This is a genomic window from Flavobacterium xinjiangense (assembly GCF_900142885.1).
GTDB lineage: Bacteria > Bacteroidota > Bacteroidia > Flavobacteriales > Flavobacteriaceae > Flavobacterium > Flavobacterium xinjiangense.
In genome coordinates, this window is record NZ_FRCL01000005.1 from 132279 (window position 1) to 149268 (window position 16990).

The 16990-nt window shown below is 32.9% G+C and carries 15 protein-coding genes and 1 pseudogene; 2 read left to right on the plus strand and 14 right to left on the minus strand.

The genetic code is table 11. The features are described from left to right. Positions 1 to 214: 214 nt before the first annotated feature. Positions 215 to 501: pseudogene (locus tag BUC23_RS07855) on the plus strand (hypothetical protein); the annotation flags it as partial. A 76-nt stretch (positions 502 to 577) separates the two neighbouring features. On the opposite strand, the gene BUC23_RS07860 reads toward BUC23_RS07855, so the two are convergent. The 13 genes from BUC23_RS07860 to truA all read right to left on the minus strand — a co-directional run bounded on the left by BUC23_RS07860 (position 578) and on the right by truA (position 14438). Further along, on the minus strand, positions 578 to 991 hold the full coding sequence (locus BUC23_RS07860) for a ribosomal maturation YjgA family protein (protein ID WP_208609310.1): 414 nt from the start codon (positions 989 to 991) through the stop codon (positions 578 to 580). 80 nt (positions 992 to 1071) lie between these two features. Continuing rightward, the gene (locus tag BUC23_RS07865) at positions 1072 to 2826 is read right to left on the minus strand and encodes an alpha-amylase family protein (protein ID WP_073208069.1); all 1755 of its coding nucleotides are present in this window, start codon (positions 2824 to 2826) and stop codon (positions 1072 to 1074) included. A 425-nt stretch (positions 2827 to 3251) separates the two neighbouring features. Further along, the gene (locus BUC23_RS07870; protein ID WP_084538319.1) at positions 3252 to 3740 is read right to left on the minus strand and encodes a hypothetical protein; all 489 of its coding nucleotides are present in this window, start codon (positions 3738 to 3740) and stop codon (positions 3252 to 3254) included. Positions 3741 to 3893: 153 nt separating this feature from the next. Further along, positions 3894 to 4733, minus strand: coding sequence for an SDR family NAD(P)-dependent oxidoreductase (locus BUC23_RS07875; RefSeq protein ID WP_073208072.1), 840 nt, complete (start codon positions 4731 to 4733; stop codon positions 3894 to 3896). Further along, complete coding sequence (locus BUC23_RS07880; RefSeq protein WP_073208075.1) at positions 4726 to 5715, minus strand: NAD-dependent epimerase/dehydratase family protein; 990 nt, start codon at positions 5713 to 5715, stop codon at positions 4726 to 4728. Before BUC23_RS07880 ends, BUC23_RS07875 begins: the two co-directional genes overlap by 8 nt. Continuing rightward, positions 5712 to 6401 carry a CPBP family intramembrane glutamic endopeptidase gene (locus tag BUC23_RS07885; protein ID WP_073208078.1) on the minus strand — a complete coding sequence of 230 codons (690 nt, stop codon included), beginning with the start codon at positions 6399 to 6401 and terminating at the stop codon, positions 5712 to 5714. Before BUC23_RS07885 ends, BUC23_RS07880 begins: the two co-directional genes overlap by 4 nt. Before the next feature lie 10 nt (positions 6402 to 6411). Beyond that, positions 6412 to 7023 (minus strand): DUF6134 family protein, encoded by a 612-nt coding sequence (locus BUC23_RS07890; protein WP_139259799.1) that lies wholly within the window; start codon positions 7021 to 7023, stop codon positions 6412 to 6414. Positions 7024 to 7119: 96 nt separating this feature from the next. Beyond that, positions 7120 to 7482 (minus strand): hypothetical protein, encoded by a 363-nt coding sequence (locus tag BUC23_RS07895; protein ID WP_073208085.1) that lies wholly within the window; start codon positions 7480 to 7482, stop codon positions 7120 to 7122. 101 nt (positions 7483 to 7583) lie between these two features. Continuing rightward, positions 7584 to 8705 (minus strand): helix-turn-helix domain-containing protein, encoded by a 1122-nt coding sequence (locus BUC23_RS07900; RefSeq protein WP_084538320.1) that lies wholly within the window; start codon positions 8703 to 8705, stop codon positions 7584 to 7586. A gap of 478 nt (positions 8706 to 9183) precedes the next feature. Then, positions 9184 to 9966: a hypothetical protein gene (locus BUC23_RS07905; RefSeq protein ID WP_073208090.1), complete on the minus strand. Its 783-nt coding sequence runs from the start codon at positions 9964 to 9966 to the stop codon at positions 9184 to 9186. Between the two features lie 270 nt (positions 9967 to 10236). Then, positions 10237 to 11625, minus strand: a complete 1389-nt coding sequence (gene lpdA, locus BUC23_RS07910) for a dihydrolipoyl dehydrogenase (protein ID WP_073208094.1) — start codon at positions 11623 to 11625, stop codon at positions 10237 to 10239. 261 nt (positions 11626 to 11886) lie between these two features. After that, positions 11887 to 13641, minus strand: a complete 1755-nt coding sequence (locus BUC23_RS07915) for an ABC transporter ATP-binding protein (protein ID WP_073208097.1) — start codon at positions 13639 to 13641, stop codon at positions 11887 to 11889. Positions 13642 to 13703: 62 nt separating this feature from the next. Continuing rightward, the gene (truA, locus tag BUC23_RS07920; protein ID WP_073208451.1) at positions 13704 to 14438 is read right to left on the minus strand and encodes a tRNA pseudouridine(38-40) synthase TruA; all 735 of its coding nucleotides are present in this window, start codon (positions 14436 to 14438) and stop codon (positions 13704 to 13706) included. A 281-nt stretch (positions 14439 to 14719) separates the two neighbouring features. Here truA and BUC23_RS07925 point away from each other — a divergent pair, with 281 nt between their 5' ends. Further along, the gene (locus BUC23_RS07925; RefSeq protein ID WP_073208101.1) at positions 14720 to 15217 is read left to right on the plus strand and encodes a metallophosphoesterase family protein; all 498 of its coding nucleotides are present in this window, start codon (positions 14720 to 14722) and stop codon (positions 15215 to 15217) included. Between the two features lie 6 nt (positions 15218 to 15223). Here BUC23_RS07925 and BUC23_RS07930 read toward each other — a convergent pair whose 3' ends face one another. Continuing rightward, on the minus strand, positions 15224 to 16918 hold the full coding sequence (locus BUC23_RS07930; RefSeq protein ID WP_073208103.1) for a tetratricopeptide repeat-containing sensor histidine kinase: 1695 nt from the start codon (positions 16916 to 16918) through the stop codon (positions 15224 to 15226). Positions 16919 to 16990 lie beyond the last annotated feature (72 nt).

Sequence of the window (16990 nt, forward strand, 5' to 3'; positions counted from 1 at the left end):
AACGTTGCCATGTCTTTTTTACAATTATTTACATAGGGCGGATAAGAAAGAACTAAAGTACTACTTTATTTGTGATAAATAAAATATAAAACACTGATATTTAGTAGTATAGTTATTTTATAGGGATTCCACTAAAGCAGCTTTTTAGAAATTGTTTCCAGAAATTACAGGGTCCACGAAAATACCTATAGGTTGGCAGTGAAAATATTTTGAGGCGAAAGCCGCTTTGAATATGTTTACTCATACCGCTGCAGGAGAATTAGCAAAAGCCGGTATATTTATGAATGCGGTGGATACGGGTTGGGTAACCGATGAAGATCCAGCAGAATTAGCTAAAAAGAAACAAGAATTAGAGGACTTTCAACCTCCTTTAGATATTGTTGACGGTGCCGCACGGGTTATGGACCCGTTGTTTGAAGGAATTAATACTGGAAACATTGGTGTGGGAAATTCTTAAAAGATACAATCATATTCGTCGGTAATAATCAAGATTTCCTATAAAAAAAGAATAAAACCCAAATAATCGTTTCAACCAATGCACGACTAAAGTAGCGTTTATTTATAGAATATTTGTGAGTTATGGCTTAGATGCAAATTTCATTTCTTTTTTTAACAAATATTTTTCGGTTATAATAATGATTGTAATTCCGGCAATATAAGTCAGTAAATCGATCCATGAGAATGAAGTTCCAATAACCGTTTTGACAATTTGTGAATTTTCTAAGCTTAGCTTTTCTACAATATTTAAAAATTGAAGAAATTCAATAGTAAAGCAGATAATTAAAACGAATAGTGCAACGTTTAAAACGGGCAATTTGAGAAATGATTTTAAAAAACAATACATTAGAATAACAACCAAAACATCTCCAAGATATGGCCTAATAAAATCATCGTGGATAAATAGGGCAATCAAAATTTCAATAAAAAAAATTAAACCAGCGAAAGCAAAGTAGTTTTTGTTAAATGTCAGCATGATATTTATTTGGTTCATAAGACAAAAAGCCATTTTAAAAAAATAAAATGGCATTTTGTTATCTTTAGCTAGATCCTTTTTAATAGACGGTTCGTTGTTTATAATTTGATACTTTTCTCGTGACCCAATTCGGAATATCGAATTGAAAAATCATGTGTTTTAAGATTTGATTGCAATTGCGCAAATTCGCCATCATTGGTCCAAATTATATTAATTTCCTCATCAGTAGTTTCCTTAAAGGCTACTGTACCTGAAAATGCCTTTGAAGTATTTCTTAATCGAATAATTTCTAACTGTTTGGTCACTACTTCTTTTTTTAGACCGTCTTCAATATCTTTTAAACTTAAGGTAGTTCTATTAATTTCTTTATGCCCATCTTTTCCCGCTTTTTCAACTGCTTCGTAATCATTTGCTCCAGCAAAAATATCTAAATACCATATTTGAGGAATCCCCGGCATAAACATTTGAATAGCTCTGGCCAAGAGTAGTTTTTGCTCATTTTCACCTAAAGCACTAAAATAAGTGGCATTGACTTGATAGTAAGAGATTTTTTTACCTTCTGCTCCATAAAGATTTTTTACTTTACCACCACGTTCTATAATAAGATCCATCATTTCTGAAATTTCCTCATCATCTAAAAGTCCCTTATGATAAACGCCGTTTACCTCTTTGCCTTTTAAATCCAATACTGGAATACCATCATGACATCCAAGCATATTAACAGTTTTGAATCCTTTAGTAATGATTTCTTTTGCCCAAGTCATTAGCGCTTTATTGGTGCCTTTTTCGATTGCATGAATAGTGAGGCCGGGAAGAAAAAAATCATAAATAGCATAACCTTCGTCAGCAACTTCATCATGAAGATGCAATCCGAACTCCGCATGGATTTCAGGAAGTAGTACTAAATTATTCTTTTTTGCGATTTCATTAATTTTTGCTAAATAATCCCAAGTCCCCGGCTTGTTAAAAAAGTTGGTTTCTCCTATTTCTTTGTGTAAATAGGCAAATGCATCCAATCTCAAAATCTGGCCGCCATAACTTGCTACCTTGGCTAACACTTCTTCATAAAATTCCCAGACTAATGGCGATTTTGCATTGACATCCATTTGACCTAAATAGGTGCGATTTCTATTCAGTATCTGCAGTACATCTGCTTTAAACGAAGACTGATCGCCTAAATCTAAAGACTGTAAATCTTGGTTTTCGTCAATAGCCCTGTTTGCTTTTTCGCAAATCTGAACTGCGTTTTCCGTACTTAAATTCGCTATAGATTTTAAATCTGCTGTCGAAATTTTTTGATAGGTGACTTTTTGGTAAAATGTATTCCAATATGGTTTTTCTTTTCCATCAGGAAATAAAACTTTTAAAATAGGAAGGCCTGATTTGCGCATAAAAAGCTTGTCCAAAAAATCTTTTTTAGGAACAATTACTCCATCTTCGTTAAGGTCCCCGTTGCCTTGCCAGAATTCGTTCCAGTCGATAAAAAAGTCTTTAAATTTAGATTGATCACCATTTTTAATTAAATCTTTAAATTGCGGTGAAGCAACAGATAAATGATTTAAAACAATGTCAAACTTCAACATAATATTTAATTCACGTAAAGCCAGCAGATCTTTTTTTGAAACCAATTCTTCATTAATGTCATAATTTATAATCGAAAAGCCTCGATCTAAGTCACTATTAAAAAAGGTAGGTAAAACATAAAAAAGCGAAAATGTATTTTTAAACTGTGGCATTTTTAACATGGTAACAATATCGCTCAAATTGGTTCCCATGCTATCTGGATATGCATTTAGCATTACTCCATTACTAATGTTAGAAGTATTTTTCTTATCGGAATTTAATTCTGTCATTTTTTCTGATTATAGTTGTGGTTTGAAATTTCAGTTTGTTTTTTTGATGCTGATGTGCAATGATCTACTATTAAAAAAAGGTTAGGACTAAATTAATATTTTTTTCGGTTTGATACTAATTTTTAAATACTAGACCCACTTTAAGTGGGCCGAAAAGGAAATCATGTCAAACTCCTGTCGAACTAAACCTTCGGTTGTGCTAATCGGATTTTAACTACTTTGCTAATATAATTAAAAATAAGTAATGTATTGTATAGCTAAATCTTCGCTTAAGGGGGTTTTGTATTCACAGTATCGCTAAAAAGTTTAGTCAAAAAAAATCGCCTCGTAAAATATCGGGACGATTTTTTTTTGTTCTTAATAGTAATATTGAATTTCAAATATTCTTTTTTGAAACCAGTTTGTTTTTGGGCTTAAACCAATTTTTAATTTTTGCTAAATGCTAAAAAATCCTTTTGATCGTTGCGTTCTATAACCTCCCTTAATTTGATATAACTGGCAGATTCATTAATAATTTCCCAATCATCTATTATTTCCACAAAATGAATTGGGGTTGTAAAAGTAATGTCGAATTTAAAATTAGATAAAGTGTCGATATAGCCATTTGTATCTGTAATTGACCATGTTCCTTTATATGTATTTGTTCCTTCAGTGGCTATTAATTCGTTATTTGCTCCAAAACTAAAATTAAATGAATCGAAATTAATTGTTTCATTGAGATTGGAATCCCAATAAAAAGTTATTTTCAAAGTTCCTTCGGTAACAATAATAGTAACATTATTTTGGTTAGCTATTGGTGTTATACCCTTTAAGTAATTACCTGTATTAAAATCATTTGCTGGTGGTGGGCAAGTTGCATTAATTTTAATAATGATTAATACGGGCTTTAAACTGAATTGTCGTAGTGTTTTCATAGCAAATAAATTAAAGGATTAAATTTTAATATATTTTACATAAATAACCAGTAGTCCTATTAAATTTACGAATTAATAATGATTTATTTGTTAAAATTACAGGGTATTTTTTAGTGATATTACTTTTCTTAGCCTTATCGTTAAGACACACTATCAATACGCTCTACCGATGAACGGGACATTATTTTGATTTCCAATGCTGTAGGACTTAAATTTATTTATATGATTATTGGCAATCATTTTAATAATGAACGAGGGCAACAGCTTATCAATTATTAAAAACAGTTTGTTCATACGTCCGGGAATAATGATTTCTTTTCGGTTTAATAAGCCTTTAATGGCTATTGGTGCAACTTCTTCAGGATTCATTATTGATTGACGTGCCAGCCAGTTATTTGATTTATTGGTCATTATTATTGTTGCATTGGTATTCATGCCGCCTGGACAAATTACAGTTACATTTATTCCATCTGAACTCAATTCCCCGCGCAAGCTTTTCGAAAAAGAATAGATATAAGATTTAGTGGCGCCATACACTTGTTTTTTTGCCAAATAAAAGAAACTGCTAAGACTGCCTACATTTAAAATATGGGAGGGTTTATTCGTTTTCAACATGTCAAGAAACAAGCTGGTGAGTAGTGTAGTGACGATCACATTTAATTTTACTTGCTTTTGATAAAAATCGACATTTCCTTCGCTAAAAAACATGGTACTGCTTATCCCTACATTGTTGATAAGCATGTTAACAGAAAGCTGAAGTTCATGTACTTCTTTGAAAACCAAGAAACAATTCTCTTCTATAGAAAGGTCTTTTTCTATAGCAAGCACTTCAATTTCGTATTTTTGTTTTAATGATTCAGCGAAAGAATTAAGTTTGGATTTAGGCAATGCCACAAGAATTAAGTTCATTTTTCGCGATGCACATTCAATTGCCAATGCTTTTCCAAATCCTTCACTGGCACCAGTTATCAGGGTATATAAATTGTTACACATGACTTTGATTTTTTAAAAAGTGAATAGTTTGTTTTAATGCGTCTTCCAATGGAGTTATTTGGTAGCCCAACTCTTGGGTTGCTTTCTCGCTGGAAAATGTATAATTATTAAAAAGATAATCTATTGACTTAGTAGTAAAACGAGGATGATTTCCTGTGATTTTGTAATTCAATAGTTGTAAAAAAGCCAATCCTTTTAGGGTATTTTTTGAAAGTTGGATAATATGTTCGTTGCTGGAAGAAATGGTTCGAATTTGTTCAAAAAATTTCTGGTATGAAATATTGATTCCTCCCAAAATATATTTTTCGCCACTTTTTCCTTTTTCCATGGCCAATAAATGACCGTTTACGATATCATCTATAAAAGCGAAACAAACCTTGTAGGTACCCGGTGATGGAATAAAGGTGATTCTTTTTTTTAGGAAAAGTTTTATTACAGCATTAGCAGTAAGGGAATGAGAACTATTTCCAGGGCCGTAAATTTTTGATGGACTCACTACAACGGCGTTCATTCCCTCATTAGCATATTGAAAGATTATTTCTTCTCCCATTTTTTTAGATAAATCATAAACACTTTCAATCTTGGTAAGGCGAGTGTTTTTTTCGTTCAAAGGCTTATTAAGCGATGATCCAATGACGCCGCAAGTACTGGTGAAAAGTGATTTTTCTACACCTGTTTCTAAGGCTGCTTGCATTACATTACGGGTGCCTTCAACATTTACATTATAAAAAACAGTGGGGTCTTTTATACATAAACCCACTCTGGCCGCTGTATGATAAACTTGACGGCATCCCTTCATGGCAACCAGCAAGCTTTCTTTTTGCAGAATATCACCTTCAAAAAGAGTAATATTTGGATGTTGCAATATATTTTTTGCTGAAGCAGAACGAACAATTGCATGAACCTCATTTCCCATATCTGCAAGTGTATGAGCCAGATTATTGCCAACATATCCTGTGGCGCCTGTTATTAAAATTTTCATGACTTTGCTATTTTAAAGTTATTTAAATTCAATCGGTAAATATTAAGTTCATAAACCAATGAAAAACCAATGTGAAGAATAATGGCTGGCCATACCGCATCAAATATGATGCTTAAAACACAAACCAAAATTCCAAAAGGAATGCAAGCGCACATTTCTTTTTTGCTGTTAAAAATGTGTACTAAAACATAAAGGAACGTATTTGCCACAACGGCTAATGGAGCTCCAACCCAACTTATACTATCAAAAAGTAGAAATCCCCGGAACCATAATTCATAAGCAAGCAGAAATAAAGCCCGGATTATGAAATAGGAAATAAAGAAATCTGGGAATAAATGAGTAAGACTTTCAGGTAATCCCCGTTTTTTTTCATAGGCAGATTTACTTTGTTTGAATGCAAGGATTACCATTGCGATAAAAATCAGAAGGTATAGAAAGATTAAAATAGGATCAGGGGTTTTATTGCCTGCCAACACTTTTAAAATGGAATGTTTCAACAAAATTCCAGGAACAAGTCCAAGCACAATTATCCCTATGATATGGAACCCAATTAGTTTACCGGGTTTTGACGTCAATTCACCATGATCATTGATTAATCTGCTACTATTGTTGGTTTTGCCTATCCAACTTAGGACAAAAAAGAGAACATAGCTGATGATATAGATTATACTCTTTGTTGCTTGCATGACTGTTGTTTTATGGTTTAAGAATTATTTCTGCTGAATAGAAGGAATGGTCAATCTTAATTTTAGTGCAAATGCCCTCTTTGTAATAAAAGCAATTGCTGTTGCCATTGGGGAACTTCATTTTGTATCCTCCATCCTCCGTTTTTGTTATTTTGACAAAGCACTGCTGCCTGTCACAATACACAGAATTTGAAGTTATGGGCTCTTGAAAATACAGACTCAACAAGTTTGTGTAGACAGTAGGAAATGCAAGTTTTACCTTTTCTCCGTTTTCCAATACTTCATATTTATCTTCAACGAGCTTTGTTTGTTTGTCCAATTTTGTAGTGCCATTGGTTTTTCTGAACTGAGAGGAATAAATCAGTTTTCCATTTTCAAAAGTGGAAGACTCTCTTGTAAACAGTGTGATTGGTAAAATGACTTTGGTTTTTATTTCAGAAACCAATAATAGTTCTGATTTATTTCCGGTACTATTTTTTTCAATTCGCAACCAGCCTATGTCATTTCTCCCTTGCATTATTTTGTAATTCAGCTGCACGTTTTGGGCGATTGACACTATAGGCAAAAGCAACATAAGTCTGATTAGAAGACTGTCATAAATAGTATGGATGCTGACTTTCAAAAATTTACTTATTTTTGAATAGGTCTTGATCCACCTTTGGACTTTGTACTTTTTTAATAAAGTATAAATAATAAAAAGGATCATGATTTCTAAATATTAGTTTCCGGGAAATGTAAAATCTCCGAAGCCAAAATCACTCATTTCTATAGCTCCATATACAGTAACAGCCACTAAGCCAAGAGACAATATTAATCCTATGGTTTTCAATGTCGAAAATTTTTGCACTTTGATTTCTTTAAGTTGAGAGGTAGGAATGTTTACTGGATGATTCTTAATCACAAAAGTGGTTATGCTGTCATTTGCAGACTTTAATTCTGCCTTGGTAAATTTTGTGTCTTGTCTTATTTTATAATTTTCGCCGACAACTAATTGCGTTTCTTTCAAATCGATGGCTTTATAGGTATAGCAACTTTGGAATAAGAAAGAAATAATAATGAAGTAAATAATAGAATTTTTCATGATTTCTAGACTTTTAAATTCAGTCTCAAAATTATGACAAGAGAGAAAAGGAAGTGTCCAAGATTATCCAACTTACAAAAATCAGGACAAGTTATTGTAAATCAGGATAGTAAGGAAGTATGTTTTTCCTTAAACTCAGAAGGAGTAACATTGGTAAATTTCTTGAAAGCGGTATAAAACGTTGATTTAGAGTTAAATCCGCATTCTAATCCAATAGCGACTACTGTATAAGTCGAGTAATTTGATTTTATCAGGTATTTTTTTGCTTTTTCGACTCTCAAATAATTAATATAGTCCGAAAAATTGTATCCGCTTTCTTGATTAATTAAGTGAGATAATTTGCTTGTACTTATTTTCATTTCGGAAGCCAATTTTTCTAAACTAAATGTTGGATCACGAAACCTTTTATTTTTTTCGATGTAGGTTCTTATCTGTTGAAATTTATTTTCTTCTACATGGTTGCTGTTTGGAATACTACTTTTATTTTTCTCATCAACCGCAATTGTTTTTCTTAACTGAATGCGTTCCGTCATCAAAGAATAATTGTAAAAGCCTTGATAACTAATCCAATATAATAGCGAAGTACTGCTCAAGCGCAAAGGATAATAAATGAAAATTTGGGGATTCATTGTTTTGTCTAAATTTAATAAAATGGCACAAACCCACATAAGGATGACAATACTTCCAATAAACATGAAATTTTTCAGCCATTTCAAATTATCAAAAGCCAACACTTGCTGGTACAATTCTGAATATTTAAAAAGTATTAAAATTGCGTTTATAAAAAGATATATGGAGTAAGAAGCATTAACAATCTCTTCTATTTGTGCATATTTTGCAATAAAGAGACTTTTGTTTTCATTGTAGAAATAGGGAATAAGTACAATTCGTATTCCTACTTCCAAAATAAATAGGCCAAAGGATATGTAAACATAGGAAGAAACTTTTTTTTCAATCTTCAAGTAATGAATTAAAAAAATATAAAAAGAGGGAAAAATAAGTACATACCAGGGAATTTGTAATCTTTGAATAAAAAAAGGGGCATTTGTAAATAGAGTTTCCAATAAGCAAGCTTGAAGGTTATTGAGCATCAAAAAGGCAACCACAAGATTGAGGTATATAATAGATTTGTCTTTTCCGTTTTTGGAGAATTGAGTGGCAATTATAAAAATAATTCCTAGTAATACTCCTGAAATCATTAAAAAATTGAATATGTGTCTCATCTTTATTTTTTTAATAATCAACAGACCTTATTCATTTAATCGGTCTGTATTTTTTTCAGCGCGGTAATTATATTAAGATGGTAGTTTAAGTTGATGAATGATTGTTTGTTAGACATCAACATTGAATCCAAATAAGTAAAAAATATCAAATCATACAAGCATTGAGGTTTAAGTCAATGGATTTGATTATCTGCATCAAAAAATTGTAGGTAACAATATATTTTTAAATATCTAGAGTCGTAAATGAGTTTTTTTGATACAACTAATTTACAAAAATATCAAGTAATATATTAAATAGAATGACTTTATTAAATAGCATTAAGATGTAATATGTTGATTTTTAATATTTTAATTTTATTGAGGCTATTCAAAATTATAATTCATAAAAAATCCGACTTGCTTTTCACAAATCGGATTAATAGATAGGATATATTTAACTGATAGCCAAAAATAGGATTGGGACAAACCTTCCTATTGATTACTTGAAAATAATTCTGTTTTTTGAATTGATAACTTTACTGTAAAGTGTTTCAACAGCATAGTTTTTAATGAAATTAGGTATCTTTTTTAATTCGTTAATTTGGTTTAGAGTCGAGCGTTTGATTGCGCGTGACATTTTAATCAAATTATCGGTATTGTCTTCGATTTCTAAGGCTAATATTGATTGTAAGATTTCTTTTTTGATTGTGTGGCCAATCATGCCATGCGATGTAACGTCATCTAATTGCTCGAATTTTTCTGCGATTTTTAGATTTTGTAGACCTTGGTAACTATAATTCGGCTCTCTATGCAAAAATGTCTTCTTCAATTGTGAAATTAAGGAACTGTTAGCGTGTGCTGCTTCTTCAGTTTCCACTTTTATAAGAGAAAGTTTAACAGGTATATTTTTTTGGAAATGTAAAATAGTATTTATACTTCGGGTACTGGTTACTACTGCCGAATGGTGTTTTCTAAGGATTGATTTGTGTCCAGATATACCAAAGCTATGTTTGACGGATCCCTCAGTGCAGTACGCAAATAAAATGGAAGATTTACTTAATGGTTCAATACTTAGCAAGGTTTCATCAGAAAAAGTAATGCTGGCCTGAATAGAGGTGATGCCATTTATAAAAGTTACTCCATCAATATTTCCCTTAATTAAATTGGAATCTAAGGCTAATTTAAATTCGTTATTATTTGAATTTAAAACTCCTTTGAAGGAAGTTTCCAGTTCATTAAAAACTTTGTTAATGGTTCCGGCATTAAGATAAATATTTTTCATAAGGCATACTTTTAAATAATTAGAAAAAGAAAATAGACTCCGTTTATTTTAACTATTTTGATATATTCAAAGTACGTGATTAGACGAATTTTTTTTGTTACGAAATTATTTAGAAAAGTTTCATAATTAATTGATTAATAGATGTAATCAGATTTCCTGGTAGATTTTTACCAATAGAAGAATCCATAAAAAAATCCGACTTGCTTTCGCAAATCGGATTTATATTGTTTTGTGGAGATGCACTGCAGTGCATCTCTACGCGTTTTATGTCTATAAATGGATTACTTCGCCATAGGCATCAGCCACGGCTTCCATAACGGCTTCACTCATCGTTGGGTGCGGGTGAATTGATTTTAGGATTTCGTGTCCTGTAGTTTCCAGTTTACGTGCTACAACCGCCTCAGCAATCATATCCGTAACTCCGGCTCCAATCATGTGACAACCCAACCATTCGCCGTATTTGGCATCAAAGATTACTTTTACAAAACCATCTGGTGTTCCGGCAGCTTTCGCTTTTCCAGAAGCCGAGAACGGGAATTTACCAATCTTTAATTCATATCCTTTTTCTTTAGCTTGTTTTTCAGTTAAACCAACAGATGCTATTTCAGGAGTTGCGTAGGTACAACCTGGTACGTTTCCGTAATCGATAGGTTCTACGTGTAATCCTGCAATTTTTTCCACACAGTTGATTCCTTCGGCAGAAGCTACGTGAGCTAATGCTTGTCCTGGTGTAACATCACCAATGGCGTAATAACCCGGAATGTTAGTTTGGCTATAATCGTTTACTAAAATTTTATCTTTGTCAGTAGCGATACCCACTTCTTCAAGACCAATGTTCTCAATATTGGTTTTGATTCCAACTGCCGAAAGCAAGATTTCTGCTTCCAGAACTAATTCTCCTTTTGCTGTTTTTACAAATGCTTGTACACCTGCTCCAGTTGTGTCAATTCTTTCTACAGAAGAGCTGGTCATGATTTTGATTCCCGCTTTTTTCAAAGAACGTTCCATTTGTTTCGAAATGTCTTCGTCTTCAACAGGAACTACATTTGGCATGAATTCAACTATGGTAACATCAGTTCCCATGGAATTATAGAAATGTGCAAATTCTACTCCAATTGCTCCAGAACCTACGATTATCATCGATTTTGGTTGTGTTGCTAAAGTCATTGCTTGACGGTATCCTATTACTTTTACGCCATCTTGTGGCAAGTTAGGCAACTCACGAGAGCGTGCTCCAGTGGCAATGATGATATGGTCTGCTTCATATTCAGTAACTTTTGAATCTTTATCAGTAACATCAATTTTTTTTCCTGGTTTTAGCTTTCCAAAACCATCGATGACGTCAATTTTATTTTTTTTCATCAGGAATTGAACTCCTTTGCTCATTCCGTCTGCAACAGTTCTGCTGCGTTGTACTACCGCAGGAAAATCTTTGTCAAATGATGAAACAGTCAATCCGTAATCAGAAGCGTGTTTTAGATAATCAAAAACCTGAGCTGATTTCAGCAATGCTTTTGTTGGGATACAACCCCAGTTTAGACAAACTCCACCTAAGTTTTCTTTTTCAATTACGGCCACTTTAAAGCCTAATTGTGATGCTCTTATGGCGGTAACATATCCTCCAGGACCACTTCCTAAAACTATAATATCGTATTTCATTTCAAAGTTTTTTATTTGTTTTTTATTGGTAAAATGAATTCGTAAAAACTTATTTCATTTTGTGTTTTCTTATTTAATTGATTGGGCGAATTTAAGGATTTATTCTGTTTTGAGAAAGTTTCAAAGTAATAAAGTAATAAAGTAACAAATTTTCAGAAATTCACTATTATTTTAAATGTAATTACTTGAACTAACGGCTATGAAACCTTATCAATTAAAACTTTGTGCTATTTTCGCATAAACAAATAACCGAATCAAAAGTTAATTCGCTACTGAAAACTGGGAATCATACAAGTTCTTGTAATACCCACTTTCGCGGTTGATTAATTCCTGATGCGTTCCTTGTTCTACGATCAATCCTTTATCCATAACCACAATTTTGTCAGCGTTTACGATAGTTGCGAGACGGTGAGCAATAACTATAGAAGTTCTTCCTTCAGTAATAGTTTCGGTGGCTCGCTGAATCAATTCCTCAGAATAGGTATCGATTGAAGATGTCGCTTCATCCAGAATAAGTATACTTGGATTACTCACATAGGCTCTCAAAAACGCAATCAATTGGCGTTGTCCGGATGATAGCATTACACCGCGTTCTTTTACGTCAAAATCATAATTATCAGGCAAACTCATGATGAAATCGTGCACCCCAATTTTTTTGGCTGCAGCCAAAACTTGTTCACGAGAAATAGCGGGGTTATTTAATGTGATGTTATTGAAAATAGTATCAGCAAAAAGGAAAACATCCTGCAGAACCACCGCAATTTGATTGCGTAACGAACTTAAAGTATAATTCTCGATGTTGTGATTGTCAATATAAATAGAACCGCTGTTTATTTCGTAAAAACGGTTTAACAAGTTTATAATCGTTGATTTTCCTGCACCTGTAGAACCTACAATGGCAATGGTTTGACCGGCATTTACTTCAAGATGAATTCCTTTAATTACATCTTCTTCAGGAATATAACCAAAACGTACATTTTCAAATCTAATATCGCCTTTAAAAAGTGGCGCTTCAATTGTTCCTGTATCCTGAATTTGATCTTGAGTGTCCAAAATATCAAAAACACGATTGGCGGAAATCATCCCCAATTGCATCTCGTTAAATTTATCCGCGATTTGGCGCAATGGATTAAAAAGCATTCCTATGAACATTGTATAAGAAAACAAATCTCCAAAAGTGGTAAAATGATCACCGTTTAAGATTTTCATTCCGCCGTATAAAACGATAAAGCCTAATGTTAATGACGAAATAATATCAGCAATTGGAAAGAATATGGAGTTATAAAGAATGGTTTTTATCCAAGCTCTGTTGTGTTTATCATTGATTTCTTTGAATTTTTCGAACTCAATATCTTCCCTGTTAAAAAGTTGTACGATTTTCATTCCCGTCACTCGTTCCTGAACAAAGGAGTTCATATTAGCAATTTGCGTACGCACTTCCTCAAAAGCCACTTGCATTTTCTTTTGGAAAATTCGGGTGATGAAAACCAGAATTGGCATGGCAACAATTACAATCCAAGTCAAGGTCCAGTTCATGTAAAACATAAAAGCCAGTACCACAACCATTTTCATCAAGTCACTGATAATCATAAATAATCCCTGACTGAAAATTCGCGCAATCGATTCAATATCCGAGACCGAACGTGTCACCAGTTGTCCCACAGGAACCAGATCAAAATATTTCATTCTGAAACTTAGAATATGGCGAAATAGCTTGGTTCTAATGTCTTTCACAATGTCCTGCCCAAGCCAGTTGGCCCAATAAACAAAGAAAAATTGCGAAAATACTTCCATCAAAAGCACAATTCCCATCAAGATTACATACAGTAATAATCCATGCTGGTCTTGCGTTTTTATGTAGCCATCAACGGTTTGTTTTAATAAATAAGGACGCAAAGCCGCGAATACCGAAAGCGATATGGCAAAAATAATCACGCCATTAAAACGCCATTGATATGGTTTGGTGTATTGTAGTATTCGTTTGAATAATCGGGTATCAAATGCTTTTGCTTTCATATTTTTTCTTTAAGCCTTATGTTTTAGGCTTTAGGCATATTGCTTAAAGCTTATACCTAAAGCTATAAATAATCGTATTCTATTTCGGTTAAATACAAACCATGCGCCGGAACCGAAAAACCAGCTTTGTCTCTATTTTTACTTTTAATAATAGCATTAAAATCAGCTAATGTAATCTTGTGTAAACCAATATTTATCAAAGTACCCACAATGGCGCGAACCATATTCCGTAAAAAACGATTCGCCGAAATCGTAAAAATCAGTTTTTCGTTTTCTTGTTTCCAATAGGCTTCAAAAATCGTGCAATCAAATGTGTTTACATCGGTATTTACTTTAGAGAAACATTGAAAATCAGTATAATTAAACAATATTTCAGCGGCTTCGTTCATCAAATCCACATCTAGCGGCTGATGAAAATACAAACTTTGTTCTTGCAAAAAAGGATTTTTGAGTGTGTTGATGTGATATTCGTAGGTTCTTTTTGTAGCGTCAAAACGAGTGTGCGCTTCATCGTGAACGGGAATAATATCATAAACTGCAATGTCTTTTGGCAAGTAGGAGTTGAGCTTGTGTACCAGATTCGGAATGTCAAAAGGCGTTTCAAAATCAAAATGGGCGTACATTTTCTTGGCATGAACGCCAGTATCTGTTCGTCCCGCTCCCATTAGATTAATCTCGGTATTCAATATGGTAGAAACGGCCTTGCTCATCGTTTCCTGCACTGACGAAGCATTAGGTTGGTATTGCCAGCCATGATAATGAGTTCCGTTGTATGCTAATTTTATAAAATACCTCAAGTCAATTTTTTTGAAGCTACAAAGATACTTATAAATTTTTTTGCCACGAAGTCGCATAGGCGCAAAGTTTGTTAAGTTTCAATTTGATTTTTTATTTGGAATTCGAATGTTTAATTTTGCCATAAAATTCTAGCCCTGATAGTCCCGAAGTTTCGGGAAAAATCCGTTTCTGTTTTTCCTTTAAGACAGAAAAGATTGCGACGTATAGCAAGAAACGAGCAAAACGAACTGTCGAAGTAAATAGTTTCAAATTGCTTCGTGCCTCGCAATGATACCTAAATATGAAAAAAATTCTACTACTTTCCGATACGCATAGTTATATTGACGATACAATTTTAAAATATGTTGCCCAAGCTGACGAAGTTTGGCATGCAGGAGATATTGGCGATTTGGCTGTGACTGATGCGATAAAAAAACTAAAGCCGTTGCGATGTGTTTATGGTAACATTGATGACGCCAAAGCAAGATTGGAATTTCCGTTGCACAACCGTTTTATGTGCGAAGGAGTGGATGTGTGGATTACCCATATTGGCGGTTATCCGGGGAAATACAATTCAAATATTAAAGCGGAGATTGTTGCAAATCCTCCAAAATTATTTATTTGCGGACATTCGCATATTCTGAAAGTAATGTTCGATAAAAAACACAATCTGTTGCACATGAATCCAGGAGCAGCAGGAAAAAGTGGTTTTCATCAAGTGCGTACCATGTTGCGTTTTGTGATTGAAGGCGATAAAATAAAAGATTTGGAGATTATTGAAATCGAAAAAAAGCCGTAATTTATTTTAATGTACTACAGGAACTAAAATAGAAACTGATGTGCCAGAATCTAATTTTGAATTAATGGTCAAGTTTCCATGTAAATTATTAATCCGCGACCTAGTTTGATTAAGGCCAAAACCCTCGATAATTTCGAACTTATCAGTGTCAAAACCTTTTCCGTTGTCATGGATGTGAATGTGGATTGATTCATTATATTCGTGAATAGTCACCGTGCCTTTTTTTGCCTGACTGTGTTTAGTTATATTGTTTAAGAGTTCAGAAACAATAAAATACATTTTCATCTCGAAATCTTCATTATACCTAATTTTTGTGGGTACAGCACTGGAATATTTAAAATCTATTGCAGAGTTTGAATTTTTTTCGCATAAATCCTCGAGTGCATAAAATAAACCAAATCGTGCCAAAAGTGTCGGCATAAGCTCGTGAGATAAATCCCGTACTTTATCATGTGCTTCTTTTAATAGTACTTTAGTTTTTACTATTTCTTCCGGTGGTGTTTGGTTTTGTGAAGTGAAAACAGTCAAATGCAATCCTGCGGAAGACAATAAAGCGCTAATATTATCATGTAAAAAGGAGGCGATTTTTTTTCGCTCCGTTTCTTGACCGTTAATAGAGGCGTTTATGATATTTTCCTGAATTTTACTTTGAATATCTTTAAGTTTATTGTTTTGTTTTAGCCTCGTATTTTGAAAGAAAAAGTAAAAGAGAATGATTATCAAGATTAAAGAAGCTATTATTATAACGCTTATTTGTTTATTTTTATATTGTCGTTCAATCAATACTTGTTGGCTTGTCTGATATTTAGCTTCGATATTATCGATCTCTCTTTTATATTGATCTAATTCGAGATTTATGCCGGCTACATTCACTTTTTTGAGCTTTTCTTGATTATTGAGTTCAGCAGAAATGGTATTGTAAGTAGCCAGGTTTTCATAAGCTTGTTGATACTGACCATTTTTTAATAAAAATTTAGAATACTCAAGATGTGAAAATGACAAATCAGATTTCTCTTTTCCTTTATTTCCTAGTCTAATGGCATTTTTAAAAAAAAGATTTGCTGTTTCACGTTCCATTTTATGACCGTAATACATTCCGTTAAGCATATTTAAGGCTACTATCGTGCTTTCGTCACCATGTTTTTTATGATGTTTATTAATGAATTGTAAATAGGGGTAACCATTATCAAAACGTCCAATATCAAAATAGGCCCAAGTGATGTTGAGTTTTGTAAAAACAATTTGACTTGAATCCTTTATTTTTGTACTGTATTCCAGAGCTTTTTTATAATAAAAAATTCCTTTTTCATACTGTTTTTTGTCAAAGCAATAGATGTTTCCCAGATTATTATAGAGCCAATTTCTTAGTTGGTAATTTTTGGTTTTATTAGCGTACACTAGGCCCTTATTATAGTAAAAAAAAGCTTTGTCAAATTCAGACATTTCATCAAAATTTGCCCCAATAGTGTTGTAGATCGTGGCAATTAGATTATCATCTTTAATGGTAATAGCATAATGCAACGCAATTCTGGATTTAACCAGTGATTTTTCAAACTTGTCCTCTTTCATATATTGGCAAGCCTCTTTTGCTAAAAAAGTAATTTTTTCTTTAGAGGGTATTTTTTCTTTAGCCTCTATGCAAGTACTGAAAAGATTCAGTAATAAAAGAAACAAAAAAATGATTCGGTTTTGTTGTGACATAAAAAGGGATATCTATCTGCAAGGATGTTAATTATGGTTCAAACTTCTTATTTTTTTAAATTAAAAATAAAT